Genomic DNA, 16,718 nt, shown 5'->3' with positions numbered 1-16,718 from the left:
ACCTAAGTTTGCCAAGCAAAATTCTTAAGCTGTATGAATTTTAAATTCGTATTGTATCAAATAAATTATTACAGGGAGATTACATAAATATCAGAGTTATATACATGTGCTTATAACTCAGCTCCCAGTATCAATAAATAATTAAATGGAGCGGGAAACGAGACTCGAACTCGCGACAATCTGCTTGGAAGGCAGAAGCTCTAGCCAACTGAGCTATTCCCGCAATCATTTACGTGGTGGTGAGAGAAGGATTTGAACCTTCGAAGCCATAGGCGGGAGATTTACAGTCTCCTGGATTTGACCACTCTCCAACCTCACCGTTGAAAATTATTAATCTGGTCAAGCGCTGATCTTTTAAAGACTACGCACGACAATAAATAAATGGAGCTGGTGAAGGGACTCGAACCCCCGACCTGCTGATTACAAATCAGCTGCTCTAGCCAAGCTGAGCTACACCAGCGTCCTAAATTTAATGGTGGCGCGGGGCAGAATCGAACTGCCGACACAAGGATTTTCAGTCCTTTGCTCTACCGACTGAGCTACCGAGCCATTTCCTAAATTGGAGTGAAATTATACACAGAACATTATTAATCTAAGCTTAAACCGCTTATCAATTGTTTAAATTCATTTCCCCTATGTGCATATGAAGGATATTGGTCAAGTGATGCTGCTGCTGGTGATAATATCGCAATAGCGTTTTTATCGTGTTTTAAACTTATTTTTTCTACTGCTTTATTCAAATATTTTAAATTGTTACATTCTAGATTATACTCTTTGCAAAGTTGTTCTAATTTATCACTATTTGTTCCAATTGTATATATTTCTACATTATACTGTTTTAATACCTCAAAAAGTGGATTGAGATTTGCTCCTTTATCATCTCCACCAAGTATTAAATGTATTTTATTTTTTTTATAAGGAACTAAAGCATTAATTGTTGCATCAACATTTGTTGCTTTACTATCATTTATCCACAATCTTCCAAAATTATCTTTAACTTCTTCTACTTTGTGTGCATCTACTTTAAAACTATTTATCTTATTATAATCAATTTCATCAAAAATGATTTTTTTACTACTCATTGCTAATATTGCATCTAATAAAAAAGGTTCTTTGAAATTAATTTTATTTTTTTCTATTTCAAATATTTTACATAAATCATCACTATTTTCATATGTAATTAAATGAGCATTAGTTTTATAATTTTCATACTTTTTTGGAACTATTGCAATTTCGCCCTCTTTCATAAGATTAAGAGGTTTTAATTTTGAAAGTTCATACTCTTTAAAACTGCTATGCCAAGTTATATGATCTTCACTAATTGGCAATAAAATATATAAGTTTGGACTTGCAACATTTGTATAATGAAGAGTAAATGATGATGTTTCTAAAATCCATATTTTTGAATTTTTATCTAATTTAGAAATTGGTGTACCAATATTGCCTCCACACACACTTCCATACTCTTCTAGTAAATGTTGAGTCATTTGTGTTGTTGTTGTCTTACCATTTGTTCCACTAATCCAAATAGAAAAAGGCATTGATGAAGAAAAATAATCATAATCACTCATCAAATTATTAGCATTTTTAACCATATTATTAAAAGGAGGTATTCCTGGACTTACTATTGTTACCTCATCACTATTTAAATTATACTCATCAAAATTTTCATCGTCATATAATTCTACATCACCCAAAGAATCTTTTAAAGCTTTTGCTGTTAAACCTTTTCCTAATACTCTAATCATTATCTTACCTTTAAACTCATCAATGCAATTAAATTTGTCATAAAAGCTATAATCCAAAATCTAACAATAATCTTATTTTCTTTCCAACCTTTTTTTTCAAAATGGTGGTGAATAGGAGCCATTAAAAAAACTCTTTTTTGTCTTAATTTATATGATCCGACTTGTAAAATAACAGATACAGTTTCAAGTACAAATATAAATCCAATCAAAATCAATAATATTTCAGATTTACCTACTATTGCCATGTATCCCATAAATGCTCCAACAGGTAAACTTCCACTATCTCCCATAAATATTTGTGCTGGGTGAGAATTAAACCATAAAAATCCAATTAATGAGCCTACAAAACAAGCTCCTAAAATTGCTAATTCACCAGTTAATTTTAAATTAGGTAATAATAAATAAGATGAAAATATTGCATGACCAGTTATATATAGAATAATAGAAAGAGTACAAAATGCCATAATTGAAGGTACAGTTGCTAATCCATCTAAACCATCTGTTAAATTAACAGCATTAGATGCAGCAACAATAACCAAAACCCAAAACAATGTTATAAAAAATCCAATATCAAATATTGGTAATTTATAAAATGGTGTATATATTTCTGTTGTATGTCCATAAAAATAAAGAGTTAAAACTACAATAGCAGCAGAAAAAATTTGCATAATTAATTTCATTTTAGGAGTTAAACCTGCATCATTTTTATTGCTAGAAATTTTTGCAAAATCATCTTTAATTCCAATAAGACTAAATAAAGCTAATGTAAGTAATCCACCTACAACATAAAAATTATTTAGTTTAATAGTTAAGACTGCTGCAATAATTGAAGAAAAAACAAATACAACTCCTCCCATCGTAGGAGTACCAACTTTCACTCTATGACTTTCAGGTGCTAATTCATAAATTGGTTGAGAAGCTTTTTTATTTTTTGCCCATCTAATGAATTTTGGCATTAAATACATTGTAAGAGAGAATGAAATAAAAAAACCAATACCAGCACGAACTGATATATATTGAAATATATTAATATCTAGATGTCTATAAAACCAGTAAAACAAATTTAAACCTTAGTTTGGATATAATCGGCCGATTATATTATAAATTACCAAATATTTAAATAAAATTTTTATTGGAAAACAAAAAGGTTAGAAAAATGGTAGAAAAAACTGTTTTAATTATAACAGATGGAATAGGACATAATAGTTCAAATGAATATAATGCATTTGCACAAGCAAATACACCTACATATGATTATTTATTTGAGAATGTTCCTAACTCTTTAATTCATACATATGGAGGCTTTGTTGGATTACCAGAAGGACAAATGGGTAATAGTGAAGTAGGACACATGACAATAGGAAGTGGAAGAGTTTTATATCAAGATTTAGTAAAAATAAACTTATCCATAAAAGAAGAAAAACTTAAAGAAAACAGTGTTCTTGTAAATACAGTTACAGATTCTAGTAGAGTACATTTAATTGGATTAATAAGTGATGGTGGTGTTCATTCTCATATTAATCACATTATTGCAATTGCTAAAATTTGTGAAGCCATGGGAAAAGAAGTATTTATTCACGTTATTACAGATGGAAGAGATGTAGCTCCTGATTGTGCTAGTAAATATATAAAACAATTATTAGACATTTGTACAAATACTATAAAAATTGCAACAATAAGTGGAAGATATTATGCAATGGATAGAGATAGTAGGTGGGATAGAGTAAAAAAAGCTTATGATGCTATGACATTTGCTAATAATAAAACTGATAAAACTATACTTGAATATATTGAGGAATCATATAAAAATGAAATTTTTGATGAATTTATAGACCCAATTTCATTCAATGATTATAATGGAATGGAAAATAGCGATGCAATAATTTTTTGTAATTTTAGAAGTGATAGAATGAGAGAACTTTCTTCAGTTTATGCATATAAAGCATTTAATGAATTTGAAACAAAAGATATAGATGTAAATATTGCAACAATGACAGAATATGATAAAAACTTACCTCTTCCAATACTATTTCCAAAAGATGCTCCCAAAAATACCCTTGCAGAAGTAATTGCTAAAAATGAGCTATCTCAACTACACACAGCAGAAACAGAAAAATATGCACATGTTACATTTTTCTTTAATGGTGGAGTTGAAGAACCAGTGGAAAATGAAACAAGAGTTTTAATTCCTTCTCCAAGTGTCGCAACATATGATTTAAAACCTGAAATGAGTGCAGCAGAAGTTGGTTTTGTTGTAAGAAAAGCAATGGAAGAAGAAGAGGATTTTATAGTTGTCAATTTTGCAAATGGCGATATGGTAGGACATACAGGTGTTTTTGATGCAGCAATTAAAGCTGTTGAAGCAGTAGATAAAGAACTTGGATTAATTATAGAAAAAGCAAAAGATTTAAAATATAACTTAATACTAACAAGTGATCATGGAAACTGTGAAGAGATGAAAGATAAAAATGGAAAAACACTAACTAATCATACTGTTGGTGATGTTTATTGTTTCATTATTTCAGATAAAGTATCAGAAGTCAAAACTGGTGGACTAAATAATATTGCTCCAACAGTTTTAAAACTTATGAATATTGATATACCTGAACAAATGGATGAACCATTAATTTAATTAAGAATAAATATGTCTAATAGTGTAAAAATAAATAAATTAAAGATTGATTTAAATGATACTAATTTAGTAGATATAAATTTCAATATTACCTCATCAACTGCAATAATTGGTGAAAGTGGTAGTGGAAAATCTTTGACTTTAAAAGCACTTTTAGATTTATTACCTAAAAACTTAACAAAAAAAATAGATATTGAATCATCAGTAAACTTAACAAAAGATGATATAGGATTAATTCCTCAAAATCCTTTTACTTCATTATCTCCAATGACAAAAATAAAAAATCAATTTTTCTGTTCTAATGAAAAAAAAATAAAAATGTTAAAAAAAGTTGGTTTAGAAGATTGGGTTTTAAATAGATTCCCTACACAACTTAGTGGAGGACAATTACAAAGAGTAATTATTGCAATTACATTAAGTAAGGATTTGAAACTTTTATTATTAGATGAACCAACAACAGCACTAGACGAAACTAATAAAAATAATATAAAAAAACTAATTAAAGATTTAATTTCTGAACTAAATATATTAATTTTATATGTTACACACGACATAGAATCTATAATTAATGTTTGTGAAAATATAATTATTATAAAAAAAGGTAAAATAATAGAACAGGGAAAAACTTCAGATATTTTAAATAATCCTAAAAAAGATTATTCAAAGATATTAATAGAATCAAATTTTAAAAATAGAAACTTCAGGGAGTAATATGAAATATATATTCGGATTTTTTACTATTGTAGCTTTAGCATTTCTTGGTTGGTTACTCTACTTATACTCTTCAATTAGGTTTGAACTTGATAAAATTGTAGATTATAAACCAAGATTAACAACACAGTTTTTTGATAAGAATGGAAAACTAATTGCAAATACATTTTCAAAAGAGAATAGATTATATGTAAAATATAAAAATATTCCACCACGAGTTATTGAAGCACTTGTTGCAATTGAAGATACTCAATTTTTTGAACATAAAGGTATAAATCCTGACGCAATTAGTAGAGCAATTATAAAAGATATTAAAGCAGGTGCATTAGTTGAAGGTGCAAGTACATTAACACAACAACTTGTGAAAACACTTGTTCTTACAAGAGAAAAGAAACTAATAAGAAAAATTAAAGAAGCATTATTGTCTTTAAGATTAGAAACAATTCTAACAAAAGAGCAAATATTAGAAAGATATCTAAACCAAGTCTATTTTGGGCATGGATATTATGGAATTAAAACTGCAGCATTAGGATATTTCAAAAAAAACTTATATGAATTAAATCTAAAAGAGATAGCAATGTTAGTTGGTTTACCAAGGGCACCAAGTTTTTATGACCCAACAAGAAATCTAAACTTTGCATTAGTAAGAGGAAATCAAGTAATTAAAAGAATGAATACTCTTGGTTGGATAAATAAAAAAGAGTATGAAGAATCAATGAAATATGTACCTAAAGTATACGATCAAACATTGACTAAAAATAAAGCACCATATATTATTGATTATGTAACAAAATTACTAAAAAAAGATATAAAAGATTTAAAAACTGGTGGATATAAAATCAACTTAACTGTAGACTTAGATGCACAAAGAATAGCTAAAGAAGGGTTAGATTTAGCATATAAAAAGATTCTAAAAAGAGACCAATATTTCCAAAAGTTAAATAAAAAAAGAGGTATTGATAAAGAGTTTGACAAAGATGGTAATGAATTAGACCCTAATAGATTTGTAAATACATTAAATGGTTCGTTAATTTCAATAGAATCAAAAACAGGTAAAATTTTATCTTTAGTTGGTGGAATTGACTATAAAAAGTCAAATTTCAATAGAGTAATTCAAAGTAAAAGACAACCAGGTTCTGCAATAAAACCATTTATATATTTAACAGCTTTAGATTTAGGTTATTCACCGGCTTCTCAATTAACTGATATTAGTAGAACATATGAATACGATATAAAAGATTCAGATGAAAAGAAAAAATGGCAACCAAAAAATTATAGTGGTAAATATAAAGGATTAATTCCATTAAGAGAAGCTTTAGTTCACTCTAGAAATCTTGCGACAATTAATTTAGTTTCAGACATAGGAATTGATGTTGTTTATAAAAACTTAGAAAGATTTGGTTTTAGTGGTATGCCATATGACCTTTCAATAACGCTTGGTTCTTTTGCAATTTCTCCTTTAAAATTATCAGAAGAGTATTCTATAATTTCAAATAACGGAGTAAGAGTTGAACCATATATTATAAATTCAATTGAAAATAGAAATGGAAGTGTAATAAATTTTGAACCTAAAAGAACATATATAACAGATGAAGATCAAACTTTTTTAATAAAAGATATACTACATGATGTAGTAAAAAGAGGAACTGGAAGAATGGCACAAGTTAAAAACATTGATATTGCGGGAAAAACAGGGACAACAAATAGTAATGTTGATGCATGGTTTTGCGGATTCTCTCCTACTATTCAAACTATAGTATGGTTTGGGAATGATAATAATAAACCAATGAGAAGAACTGAAACTGGTGGTAGATCTGGTGGTCCAGCATTTTCATATTTTTATACTAATTATTTAAAACTTCACCCTGAACTTGAAAGAAAATTTGAAGTTCCTTCAGGAGTTAAAAGTGCAATAATAAATGGTAAAAAAGAGTACTATACAAACACTTCAAAATTGCCTGTAAATGCATTGAGTATTCAAAAAGATAATCAAATAGAGTTTTAATTAAACTCTATTTATTATTTTAAATTCTATATTTTAAAATTTAATATAAAAAAAGGGGCTAAGAGTATAAAACTCTTAACCCCTTTTTTATTTCTATATTTAGATTATACTAACAAGAGTAAGTTGATTTAAATTCAAATGCAGTTGGTCTTGCTTCATCTGGCCATACTTGCGTTTCAAATTTATAATGTTGATACGTATCAATCATTTCTTGAGAGAAAACTGGTTGTAAAAATTCATTATCTCTAATTAATGCTTCTAATGATCCTCTTAATGTATGTGGCATTTGAGGAATTTTTCTTTGTCTAATTTCATCTAATGATAATTCAAATAAATCATCATCCATTGGTCCAATAGGTTCATATTTATTTTTAATTCCATCTAATCCAGCACATAACATTGCAGCAAATGCTAAATATGGACAAGCAGTTGAATCTGGGAATCTCATTTCAACTCTAGTTGCTTTTTCTCCTGCACCATAAGGAATTCTACAAGATGCAGATCTATTTTGAGAAGAATAAGTTAAAATTGAAGGAGCTTCAAATCCTGGAATTAATCTTTTATAAGAGTTAGTTGATGGGTTAGTAAACGCTGCAACTGCTCTTGCGTGTTTAAAGATACCACCTACATAGTGTCTTGCCATTTCAGAAAGGTTTCCATACTCACCTTCTTTATAAAATAAGTTTTTACCATCTTTCCAGATTGATTGGTGAACATGCATACCATTACCATTATCACCAAATAATGGTTTTGGCATAAATGTTGCAGATTTACCATTTAAGTGTGCAACCATTTTAACTACATATTTATATTTTTGTACATTATCAGCAGCTTCAATTAAGTCACCAAATACGATACCAATTTCACCTTGTGCTTGTGCAACTTCGTGGTGTCCAAGAACAACTTTTAAACCTACTTGTTTTAATACGTGCATCATTTCAGCTCTTAAATCAACCATTGAATCTGTTGGTTGAACTGGGAAATAACCACCTTTTGTTCTTGGTCTGTGTCCTGTATTTCCCATTTCAGAAGATCTATCATCTGACCAACAACCCTCTTCAGAATCAACTCTATAGTGTGATTCATTAATTTCATCTTTAATTCTTACATCATCAAAAATAAAGAATTCATTTTCTGGTCCAAAATATGCAACATCTCCAAGTCCTGATTCACTTAAATGAGATAATGCTTTTTTAGCAATAGATCTTGGACATTTTTCATACATCTCACCTTTATAGATATCATATACATCACAAATTACAATAATTGTAACGTCTGCAGTAAATGGATCTAAAAATGCTGTATCAACATCTGGTTTTAAAAGCATATCAGATTTATTAATTGGTTGCCATGCATCAACTGATGAACCATCAAAAGGCATACCGCCTTCTAATTGATCTGCACTTACAGCTTCCATTGTATATGTTAAATGGTGCCACATACCTTTCATATCAGAAAATCTAAAATCTACAAATTCTACTTCATTTTCTTCACAATATTTAAAAAATTCATCTGTTCCGTTAACAAACTTACCCATATCAATTACTCCTTGAAATTTTTATTTATGTATTGTATCAGAATATTAAAAAAATAAAATAAATCAATTGTATAAAAAATATACAGTTTGATATTTTTTAAACTTTAATATATATCAACAAATTCTAACTGTCTATTCTTAAAAACTGCACATTTTTTATAACCTATTTGCTTTGCAAGTAATAATGTATCTTCGTATTTAAACCCTATTTGTTCAATTGCATGTGCATCTGAACTAAATGTAATTGGAATATCAAGTTCAAAACATAATTCTAACAAATCTTTTGAAGGATACTGCTCTTTAATTGGCTTTCTAAAACCCGCTGAATTTATTTCTACAACCATATTTGATTTTTTTATTTGTATCAATGCATTTTTTGCTAAAGATTTAATATCTTTTTTTGGTAAAAATTTAAACACTTTAATTAAATCAAAATGCCCAACAATATCAAATTTATTTAATTTTGCTAATTTTTCTATCGCATAAAAATAATCAATCCATATATCATCAATATTTTTGTTTTTATATTTTCCTATAAATTCTGGATTATCAAATCCCCATGGTGTATCATCATTTTTAGTTTCTAAAAAGTGCACAGAACCTATTAAATAATCTACATTTGCATTTAGTATTCCATCAAGCATTTTTACACTTTGCATAAAATCTACTTCATATCCAATTAATATATTAATTTTATCTTGATACTTTTGCTTATAATATTTTAATGTACTTTCATAAAACTCTTTTTCATTAATAGACATTCTATATTTATAATCATAATCCATAGGTGCATGCTCAGTAAATCCATAGTAATTAATATTTAATTCTATAGCTCTTTGAATATATTGTTCAATTGTTCCTTTTGCATGATTACAGAGCACTGTATGATTATGTAAATCAACTCTCATTTTTAACCCTAGTTTATTATTTAATTTAAATAAGTTTTACTTTAACAACCCTGCACCATTTATTGGCGTACTTCGATCTTCTGCATAGACTCTTTTTGAATCTTTAATATCATATTTCCAAATTGGTGCATTTGCTTTAAAGTCTTCAACAAATTCATCAATCATTTCTAAAGCAACTCTTCTTTTTGGAGAACAAACTGCTGCAATATATGAACTTTCATGATTTAATACATCACCTTTGCTATGAGCCATCAACACAATAGCATTATTATCATTTGCTTTCTTTTGCCATGACTCAAACCAAGATTCTAATATTGGTTTATAAATATCAAAAGATAATCCTTCAATATTATCTTCATCTCGCACAACTCCAACAAAAGTTATTATTGCTCCATAATTTGAGTTTCTAAACTCTTGATACCACTCATTAGTTATCTTCTCAACTGGTAAACTACCATCAAACAATTGTAACTTTTTCACTAATCATCCTCCACATACAGGAGGTAGTAATGAAATTTTATCTCCGCTTTTTAATTCTACATCTTTTGTTGAAACTAATGTATCATTTACTGCAACTGCACATTTATCTAACCATGAAATAATTTCAGTATCTTCTTTTAAAATTTCACTTAATTCAGATAAGTTTGATATATCTAAATTTAATTTATCTTTATTTATTGGTCCTAAAAATTCTACTTCAACCATTTTAACCCCTTATTTACCTATATTTTAATATTATATCAAAAATAATTTAATTTTTAGGATAATAAAATGAAGTTTGCAAAAATAGATTTTATAAATTTATTGCCTGTAACTGTATATATGAAAAAAAATATTAAATCAAATCAATTAAAGGCAATTATTGAATATAAAAAGTCTTATCCATCGGCTATAAATAAAAAATTTAAAAAAAGATCAGTTGAATCTGCATTTATTTCTTCAATTGCATCAAGAGGAGAAAAAGCCTTAGATTATGGAATTATAGCTAGAAAAGAAGTAAAATCAGTAATAATAGTTCCAGGGGAAAAATATGAAAAAGATTTTCAAAGCGATACATCAAATGCATTAGCAAAAGTCTTAGGTCTTAATGGAAAAGTAATAATTGGTGATAAAGCATTAAAATATTACCATGAAAATAGTAAAGATAGTTTTATTGATTTAGCAAAAGCTTGGCAAGATAAATATAATTTACCTTTTGTTTTTGCAAGATTAGCTTATAATAAAAATGGTACTTTATTAAAAAAGACAATGAAAGATTTCAAGAAAAGACATATTAAAATTCCTCAATATATTTTAGAACAATATGAACGACGATCTGGAATTAATAGAAAAGATATTTTACATTATTTAAAAGGTATAGATTATGATATTAATATCAAAGAGAAAAGAGCATTAAAGAAATTTTTTAAATTAGCTAAACAAAAAGGAATATAATGACAGCTGGCGATTCTATAATACTTGGTATAATTGAAGGCTTTACAGAATTTTTACCAATCTCTTCAACAGGGCATTTAATAGTTGCAAGTCATTTTCTAAATGTAGAACAAACGTCAATAAATAAAGCATATGAAGTCATTATACAATTTGCAGCAATTCTTGCAGTGATATTAAATTATCCAGATAAGTTCAATTTCAAACACATAACATTATGGACAAAAATTTTTATTGCATTTTTACCAATTGCAATTATTGGTTTTATATTCTCTTCACAAATAAAAGAGTTATTCTCTTTAACAGTTGTAGCATATATGTTTATAATCGGTGGAATTGTATTTTTGATTGTAGAAAAATTTTATGATGAAAAAAAACATATAGTTTCAAAAGTAGATGATGTATCATATAAACAAGCTTTTTTTATTGGATTAGCACAAATTTTTGCTTTAATTCCAGGTACAAGTAGAGCAGGTTCAACCATTATTGGAGCTATGTTAGTTGGGTTTAATAGAAAAGCCAGTGCTGAATTTTCATTTCTTTTAGCATTTCCAGTAATGTGTGCCACAACAGGGTATGATTTACTTAAACACCATGAAGAACTACTACATACAACAAATTTTACTAATTTAGTTGTAGGGTTTGTAGTAGCTTTTTTTGTAGCTTTTCTTACAATAAAACTTTTTCTAAAATTTTTAGAAAAATTTACTTTCGTAAGTTTTGGTATTTATAGAATAATTTTTGGTATATTACTGTTGGTTATTTTCAGTAATAATATCAACTAAAGATTCTATTGCATCACAATTAATAGCATTAACAAGGCCTTTACTCATACTATGAACATCACAAGTTAAAACTTTATCAATAACTTGTGGTGTTAAATTATTTTGCCTACAAACAAAACATAATTTTTTGTCTTTTAAAAATTTTGCATTATAATATTGATGATCTTTTGCTGCATGAGGATAAGGTACAAAAAGTGTAGGTAAAGAATTGGCAGTCAATTCCCATAGTGTTGATGCACCACTTCTACTAATAGCAAAATCAGCTTCACTCATTTTCCTTGCAATATTATCAGTAAAATCAAAAACATCTGCATCTATATTAAGCTTTTTATACTCATCTGATACTCTACTTAAATCATTTTTACCTGTTTGATGAATAATCTTTATTCCTAAATCATTTATTTTTTTTGCAACACTTAATGCAAAATTATTTATAGCAATTGCACCTTGAGAACCACCCAAAAATATTATAGTTTCAATTTTATTTCTAACTCTTGCATTATTAAAAAATTCTTCTGATACTGGATAATCTTTTACTTTTGATTCTTCTATATATGAGCTAAAAACTTCAGTTGCAAATTTACTTGTAAGTTCATTTAATTTACCCATCTTTGAATTTTGCTCATGAATATACAATTTACACCCATATGACAATATAGCTGCAAATGTTGCAGGAGCTGCTGAAAAACCACCAACTGAAATTACTGTTTTTACCTCTGCTTCATCTATAAAGTTCATACAATGATTTGTCTCTTTTAAAATTTTAAATAAAGAACCAACTTTTCCAAAAATATTTTTATTTACTACCCCTTTTGTATCTAAAAAAATAGCTTTTTTTAATTTTTTTTCATTTTCAAACCATGCTTTATCTTGTCCAGATGTAGAACCAATAAAAATAGTAGGAGTTCCTCTTTTGTAAAACTCATCAATAAAAGCTTTTGCAACTTTTAAATGTCCACCAGTTCCTCCACCGGTTATTATTACTCGACCTTTCATCTTTTTATTTCTCCTTACTAATTGTTCTACTAATTGATAACACTAAACCTATTGCAATAGCCATTGAAAGCATAGAAGAACCTCCATAACTCAAAAATGGTACAGCAATACCTTTTATTGGAATAATTCCTGAAATTCCATATGAATTTATTAAAAATGCAATTATAATCATCAATGCTATTCCTAATGTAAAAAGATGATATATAGGATTATTTACTCTTCTACTTATAATAAAAATTCTCCATATAATAGAAAATAAAATTATTAAAATAAATAATAATCCAATTAATCCAATTTCTTCAGTAATTCCAGCTAATACAAAATCTGTATGAACTTCAGATAAAAAACCTAGTTTTAAATCTCCTAAAGATATTCCTTGTCCAAAAATTCCTCCATTATGAATTGCATTTAATGAATTTGACACTTGATATGGTTCTGGTAATTCATCTATTCTTAAATAGTTATCTACCCACTCTGGCATAATTGCTAAAATTCCATCTTGATTCATTGCCCACCAAGAATAAATTCTATTTATTCTATGTGGTGCAGAAATAATTAAAATAACAAAAGATACAAGAGCACCTGCACCTAAAGATAAGAATACTTTAAAACTTCTATTTGCAAAAACTAAAAGCACAATCAAAATAACACCTAGTAATACAACTTGTCCCAAATCTTTTTGTAAAAATGCAACTAAAAAAACAACTAAAAGAAATGTTCCAAAATATGGAGCTAAAAGAAGTAATTCTTCTTTTAATGTCATTTTTTTTGGCATTACCATAACACGCCTATGAAAGGACCAAGATAAAAAATATATAAATCCAACTTTAAAAAACTCCACAGGAGATAAGGATACACCAGGTAATCTAATCCATCTATTAGCACCACCACTTTCCGTAACTAAACTAGTGGGTAAAAATGGCATAACTGCCATTAATATAAAAAATATGATAAATAAACTCATACTAATTCTACCCACAATCTTTTCAGGATTAAATTGTGAAAATCCCCACATAATAAGTATGGATAATACTCCTACAAATAATTGTCTTACAAAAAAATGAAATTGATTATATTCAAAATATTGAACAGTATAAATAGTAAGAGAATACGAAAACATAACACTAATTGTAATTAGAATAGAAACTAATAAAAAAAGTATATAGTCTGGCTCATTATTATTTATTTGAACTTTGGGTTTAATGTTATTTCTGCTAAAATTCATTTCCTATTATAATATATAATGGATAAATATGACTTCAAATAATATCGAAAATGTTAATAAAACAAAAAAAATTGTAATTTTATTTTTATTAATCTTACTATTCCTTCTAATACTAGTATTTTCAATTGCTAATACTATGACAAAAGATAGAAGAATGCCTTCACTGAAAACTACAAAAAAAGAGCTTGCAGTAAGAGGTGATATAGTTAGTTCTGATAATTTTAAAATTGCTTCATCAAAAAAACTATATAAGGCATCAATTGATACGCGATTTTTAGATTTAAATAAAAAAGAATTATTTTTAAAACTTTTTTCAATTTATAGTAATATATCTTATAGCAAATTAAAAAGAAAAGTAAATGAATCAATAAAATACCATCCTGGATATTTAGTATTATCATATAATATTGACTCAAGAACTGCTAAAAACTTAAAAGAGTTAGGATTTAAACTAAGAAGACTAAAAGTATTTAAAGCAAGAGAAATAAGTGGAAATAGGATTCTTCAAGGTTTAAATGTAATAGAAAGTGGTGAAAAAAGAATATATTCTTATAATAATACACTAACTCCTGTAATTGGATATATAAGAAAATTTGAATCAGATAATGGTAAAACAAAAGTAAAAGGTATCAAGGGTTTAGAAAAAAAATATAATGCTTTATTAAATAAAACCGAAGATGGTATCTTAAAAGGTAATAGGGATGTATTATCTTATATATCTTTTGATAAAAATTCAATTATTAAAAAAAGAGAAGATGGTGCAAAACTTGTATTAAATATTCCATTAAAATTACAAAAAAATATAGAAATGATTTTAGATAGATACAAAGAAAAATTAAGTGCAAAAGAAATAATTGTATCTATAATGGATAGTAAAACAGGTAAAATTATATCTCTTGCTTCTTCAAATAGATTTAATCCAGAAAGTATAAAACAAAAAGATATTCCATCTTTAAATGTAAGTGCAATTGAATACCAATTTGAGCCAGGATCAGTTATAAAACCTATTGCAATGTCCTTAGTTCTTGATAAAAATAGAGTAAAAAGAGATGAGTTATTTTTTGCTTATAATGATAAGGGTAGACCTAATAAAAAAGGTGAATATCGTAGAGGAAGATATAAAATTGATAGATTTTATATTAAAGATGATCATCAATTTAAAAAGCATTATTTAACTTTGGATGATATAATCATGTATTCAAGTAACATTGGATTACTTCAAGTAATTCAAAGATTAAAAGGTGCAGAAATTTACGAAGGTTATAAAAGATTTGGTTTTACAAGAAAAACCGGAATTGATTTACCATATGAAAAAAAAGGTAAGATACCACCAATATACAAATTATCAGCAGGTGAAGATAAAAATGAAGATAATGTATATAAAGCTACAGTTTCATATGGACAAGGAATGACAGCTACATTTATGCAAATCTTAAAAGCATATAGTGCATTTAATAATGATGGATATACAGTTACACCTAAAATAGTTTCTTATTTAGAAATGGATAATAAAAGATATATGCCAGAAGATATTTCAAAGGAAAAAGTAATATCAAAACATGCAGCTGATATATTAAAAAGGATGTTAATAAAAACTGTAGAATATGGTACAGGAAAAGCTGCAAATATGGATAACTTAATAATTGGAGGGAAAACTGGTACTGCAAATATTGCAAGAGGTGGAGATTATCAAAAAGAGTATATTTCATCTTTTTTTGGATTTGCAAATGATTATAAAAAACACTCATATACAATTGGGGTAACAGTATTCAAACCAAACTCTACTGGTAAACATTGGTATTATTATTACGCATCTCAATCTGCTGTACCAATTTTTAAAGAGATTGTAAAAAACTTAATTAACTTAAACTATCTTACACCAAAAAAAGATATAATTTCAAATAAAAATTAAAGGAAATAAATGTTTGGATTCAAAAAAGAACTTAAACAATACGATTATTCTCAAGAAGTATTAGATACTTTCAAATATGCTAAAGTTACAACTGAAAATGGAATTATTTGGTTAAAATTATTTACAAATGAAACTCCCAATACTGTTTCAAACTTTGCTACACTTGCAAAAGACGGTTTTTATAATGGTTTAAATTTCCATAGAGTTATACCAGGATTTGTTGCACAAGGTGGATGTCCTAATGGTACTGGTACAGGTGGTCCTGATTGGGCAATTGAATGTGAAACTGATACAGATAAACAAGTACATAAAAAAGGTAGCTTATCAATGGCACATGCTGGGCCTAATACTGGTGGAAGTCAATTCTTTATATGTTTTGATGAATGTCCTCACTTAAATGGTGTACATACAGTATTTGGGGAAATAGAAGATAATGATAATAAAAGTTTTGAAACACTTGATAATATTAAACAAAATGATAAAATTGTATCAATTGAAATACTAGAGAAAAAAGATTAATTCTTTTTCTCTAAATCTTATACTAAACAACTACAAAATTCTAAGAAAAAAACTAATATCTTAAAAATAAGAACAAATAAAATCATTGAAAAGAATAACTAAAAGAATACAATAAAACAAACATACAAGCATAAAAAAAGTAAAAGAGTAAATAAAGTAAAAGGGGATAAGAAAGGGTAGATAAAAAAAAGCCCATATCAATAACAAGAGAAAAGTTGTTATAGATAAAGGCTTAGTAAAAAGTAAAAACAAAACTCAAGAGCTGGCAGAGACCTACGTTTCCACACCTGAAAGGTGCAGTATTATCAG

The 16,718-nt window shown here is 27.3% G+C and carries 15 protein-coding genes and 4 tRNA genes; 7 read left to right on the top strand and 12 right to left on the bottom strand.

All coding sequences use genetic code 11. From position 1 onward, the window contains the following. Window positions 1-146: 146 nt before the first annotated feature. The 6 genes from CRU93_RS01365 to mraY all read right to left on the bottom strand — a co-directional run bounded on the left by CRU93_RS01365 (window position 147) and on the right by mraY (window position 2,809). Window positions 147-223, bottom strand: a tRNA-Gly gene (locus tag CRU93_RS01365). Between the two features lie 11 nt (window positions 224-234). After that, window positions 235-319, bottom strand: a tRNA-Tyr gene (locus CRU93_RS01360). Window positions 320-382: 63 nt separating this feature from the next. Continuing rightward, a tRNA-Thr gene (locus CRU93_RS01355) sits at window positions 383-460 on the bottom strand. Between the two features lie 13 nt (window positions 461-473). Further along, window positions 474-549 (bottom strand) — tRNA-Phe (locus CRU93_RS01350). Window positions 550-587: 38 nt separating this feature from the next. After that, window positions 588-1,748, bottom strand: a complete 1,161-nt coding sequence (murD, locus tag CRU93_RS01345) for a UDP-N-acetylmuramoyl-L-alanine--D-glutamate ligase (protein ID WP_129102391.1) — start codon at window positions 1,746-1,748, stop codon at window positions 588-590. Then, window positions 1,748-2,809 carry a phospho-N-acetylmuramoyl-pentapeptide-transferase gene (mraY, locus tag CRU93_RS01340; RefSeq protein ID WP_129102390.1) on the bottom strand — a complete coding sequence of 354 codons (1,062 nt, stop codon included), beginning with the start codon at window positions 2,807-2,809 and terminating at the stop codon, window positions 1,748-1,750. The genes murD and mraY overlap by 1 nt, the downstream gene beginning before the upstream one ends. Window positions 2,810-2,904: 95 nt before the next feature. Between mraY and gpmI the strand changes: the two genes are divergently transcribed. Genes gpmI through CRU93_RS01325 form a run of 3 tightly spaced genes read left to right on the top strand, consistent with a single transcriptional unit; the run spans window position 2,905 to window position 7,096 of the window. Then, window positions 2,905-4,380, top strand: a complete 1,476-nt coding sequence (gene gpmI, locus CRU93_RS01335) for a 2,3-bisphosphoglycerate-independent phosphoglycerate mutase (RefSeq protein WP_129102389.1) — start codon at window positions 2,905-2,907, stop codon at window positions 4,378-4,380. Window positions 4,381-4,392: 12 nt separating this feature from the next. Continuing rightward, the gene (locus tag CRU93_RS01330) at window positions 4,393-5,091 is read left to right on the top strand and encodes an ATP-binding cassette domain-containing protein (protein ID WP_129102388.1); all 699 of its coding nucleotides are present in this window, start codon (window positions 4,393-4,395) and stop codon (window positions 5,089-5,091) included. 1 nt (window position 5,092) lies between these two features. Further along, on the top strand, window positions 5,093-7,096 hold the full coding sequence (locus CRU93_RS01325) for a penicillin-binding protein 1A (RefSeq protein ID WP_129102387.1): 2,004 nt from the start codon (window positions 5,093-5,095) through the stop codon (window positions 7,094-7,096). A gap of 109 nt (window positions 7,097-7,205) precedes the next feature. On the opposite strand, the gene glnA is transcribed toward CRU93_RS01325, so the two are convergent. From glnA to CRU93_RS01305, 4 genes are all read right to left on the bottom strand, one after another. Then, the gene (glnA, locus tag CRU93_RS01320) at window positions 7,206-8,633 is read right to left on the bottom strand and encodes a type I glutamate--ammonia ligase (protein WP_129102386.1); all 1,428 of its coding nucleotides are present in this window, start codon (window positions 8,631-8,633) and stop codon (window positions 7,206-7,208) included. Between the two features lie 104 nt (window positions 8,634-8,737). Then, window positions 8,738-9,541, bottom strand: coding sequence for a histidinol-phosphatase (locus tag CRU93_RS01315; RefSeq protein ID WP_129102385.1), 804 nt, complete (start codon window positions 9,539-9,541; stop codon window positions 8,738-8,740). Window positions 9,542-9,577: 36 nt separating this feature from the next. Further along, window positions 9,578-10,021, bottom strand: coding sequence for a molybdenum cofactor biosynthesis protein MoaE (locus tag CRU93_RS01310; RefSeq protein ID WP_129102384.1), 444 nt, complete (start codon window positions 10,019-10,021; stop codon window positions 9,578-9,580). A 3-nt stretch (window positions 10,022-10,024) separates the two neighbouring features. Next, window positions 10,025-10,246, bottom strand: coding sequence for a MoaD/ThiS family protein (locus tag CRU93_RS01305; protein ID WP_129102383.1), 222 nt, complete (start codon window positions 10,244-10,246; stop codon window positions 10,025-10,027). Window positions 10,247-10,312: 66 nt separating this feature from the next. On the opposite strand from CRU93_RS01305, the gene CRU93_RS01300 reads away from it, so the two are divergent. Then, window positions 10,313-10,975: an MqnA/MqnD/SBP family protein gene (locus tag CRU93_RS01300; protein ID WP_129102382.1), complete on the top strand. Its 663-nt coding sequence runs from the start codon at window positions 10,313-10,315 to the stop codon at window positions 10,973-10,975. Next, entirely contained in the window at window positions 10,975-11,757 is a 783-nt protein-coding gene (locus CRU93_RS01295) for an undecaprenyl-diphosphate phosphatase (RefSeq protein ID WP_129102381.1), read from the top strand. The genes CRU93_RS01300 and CRU93_RS01295 overlap by 1 nt, the downstream gene beginning before the upstream one ends. Here the strand turns inward: CRU93_RS01295 and murG are convergent. Next, window positions 11,722-12,753: an undecaprenyldiphospho-muramoylpentapeptide beta-N-acetylglucosaminyltransferase gene (gene murG, locus CRU93_RS01290; protein WP_129102380.1), complete on the bottom strand. Its 1,032-nt coding sequence runs from the start codon at window positions 12,751-12,753 to the stop codon at window positions 11,722-11,724. The two genes, CRU93_RS01295 and murG, sit on opposite strands and share 36 nt — an antisense overlap. 4 nt (window positions 12,754-12,757) lie before the next feature. Further along, entirely contained in the window at window positions 12,758-13,978 is a 1,221-nt protein-coding gene (locus CRU93_RS01285) for an FtsW/RodA/SpoVE family cell cycle protein (RefSeq protein ID WP_129102379.1), read from the bottom strand. A 28-nt stretch (window positions 13,979-14,006) separates the two neighbouring features. Between CRU93_RS01285 and CRU93_RS01280 the strand changes: the two genes are divergently transcribed. Both CRU93_RS01280 and CRU93_RS01275 read left to right on the top strand, forming a co-directional pair. Further along, the gene (locus CRU93_RS01280; protein WP_129102378.1) at window positions 14,007-15,890 is read left to right on the top strand and encodes a penicillin-binding protein 2; all 1,884 of its coding nucleotides are present in this window, start codon (window positions 14,007-14,009) and stop codon (window positions 15,888-15,890) included. 9 nt (window positions 15,891-15,899) lie between these two features. Then, complete coding sequence (locus CRU93_RS01275) at window positions 15,900-16,409, top strand: peptidylprolyl isomerase (RefSeq protein WP_129102377.1); 510 nt, start codon at window positions 15,900-15,902, stop codon at window positions 16,407-16,409. Window positions 16,410-16,718 lie beyond the last annotated feature (309 nt).

It is taken from the genome of Arcobacter sp. CECT 8985 (assembly GCF_004116495.1).
GTDB lineage: Bacteria > Campylobacterota > Campylobacteria > Campylobacterales > Arcobacteraceae > Malaciobacter.
The sequence above is the reverse complement of the archived record's forward strand: the minus strand, read 5'-3'. Positions and strand labels throughout refer to the sequence as shown.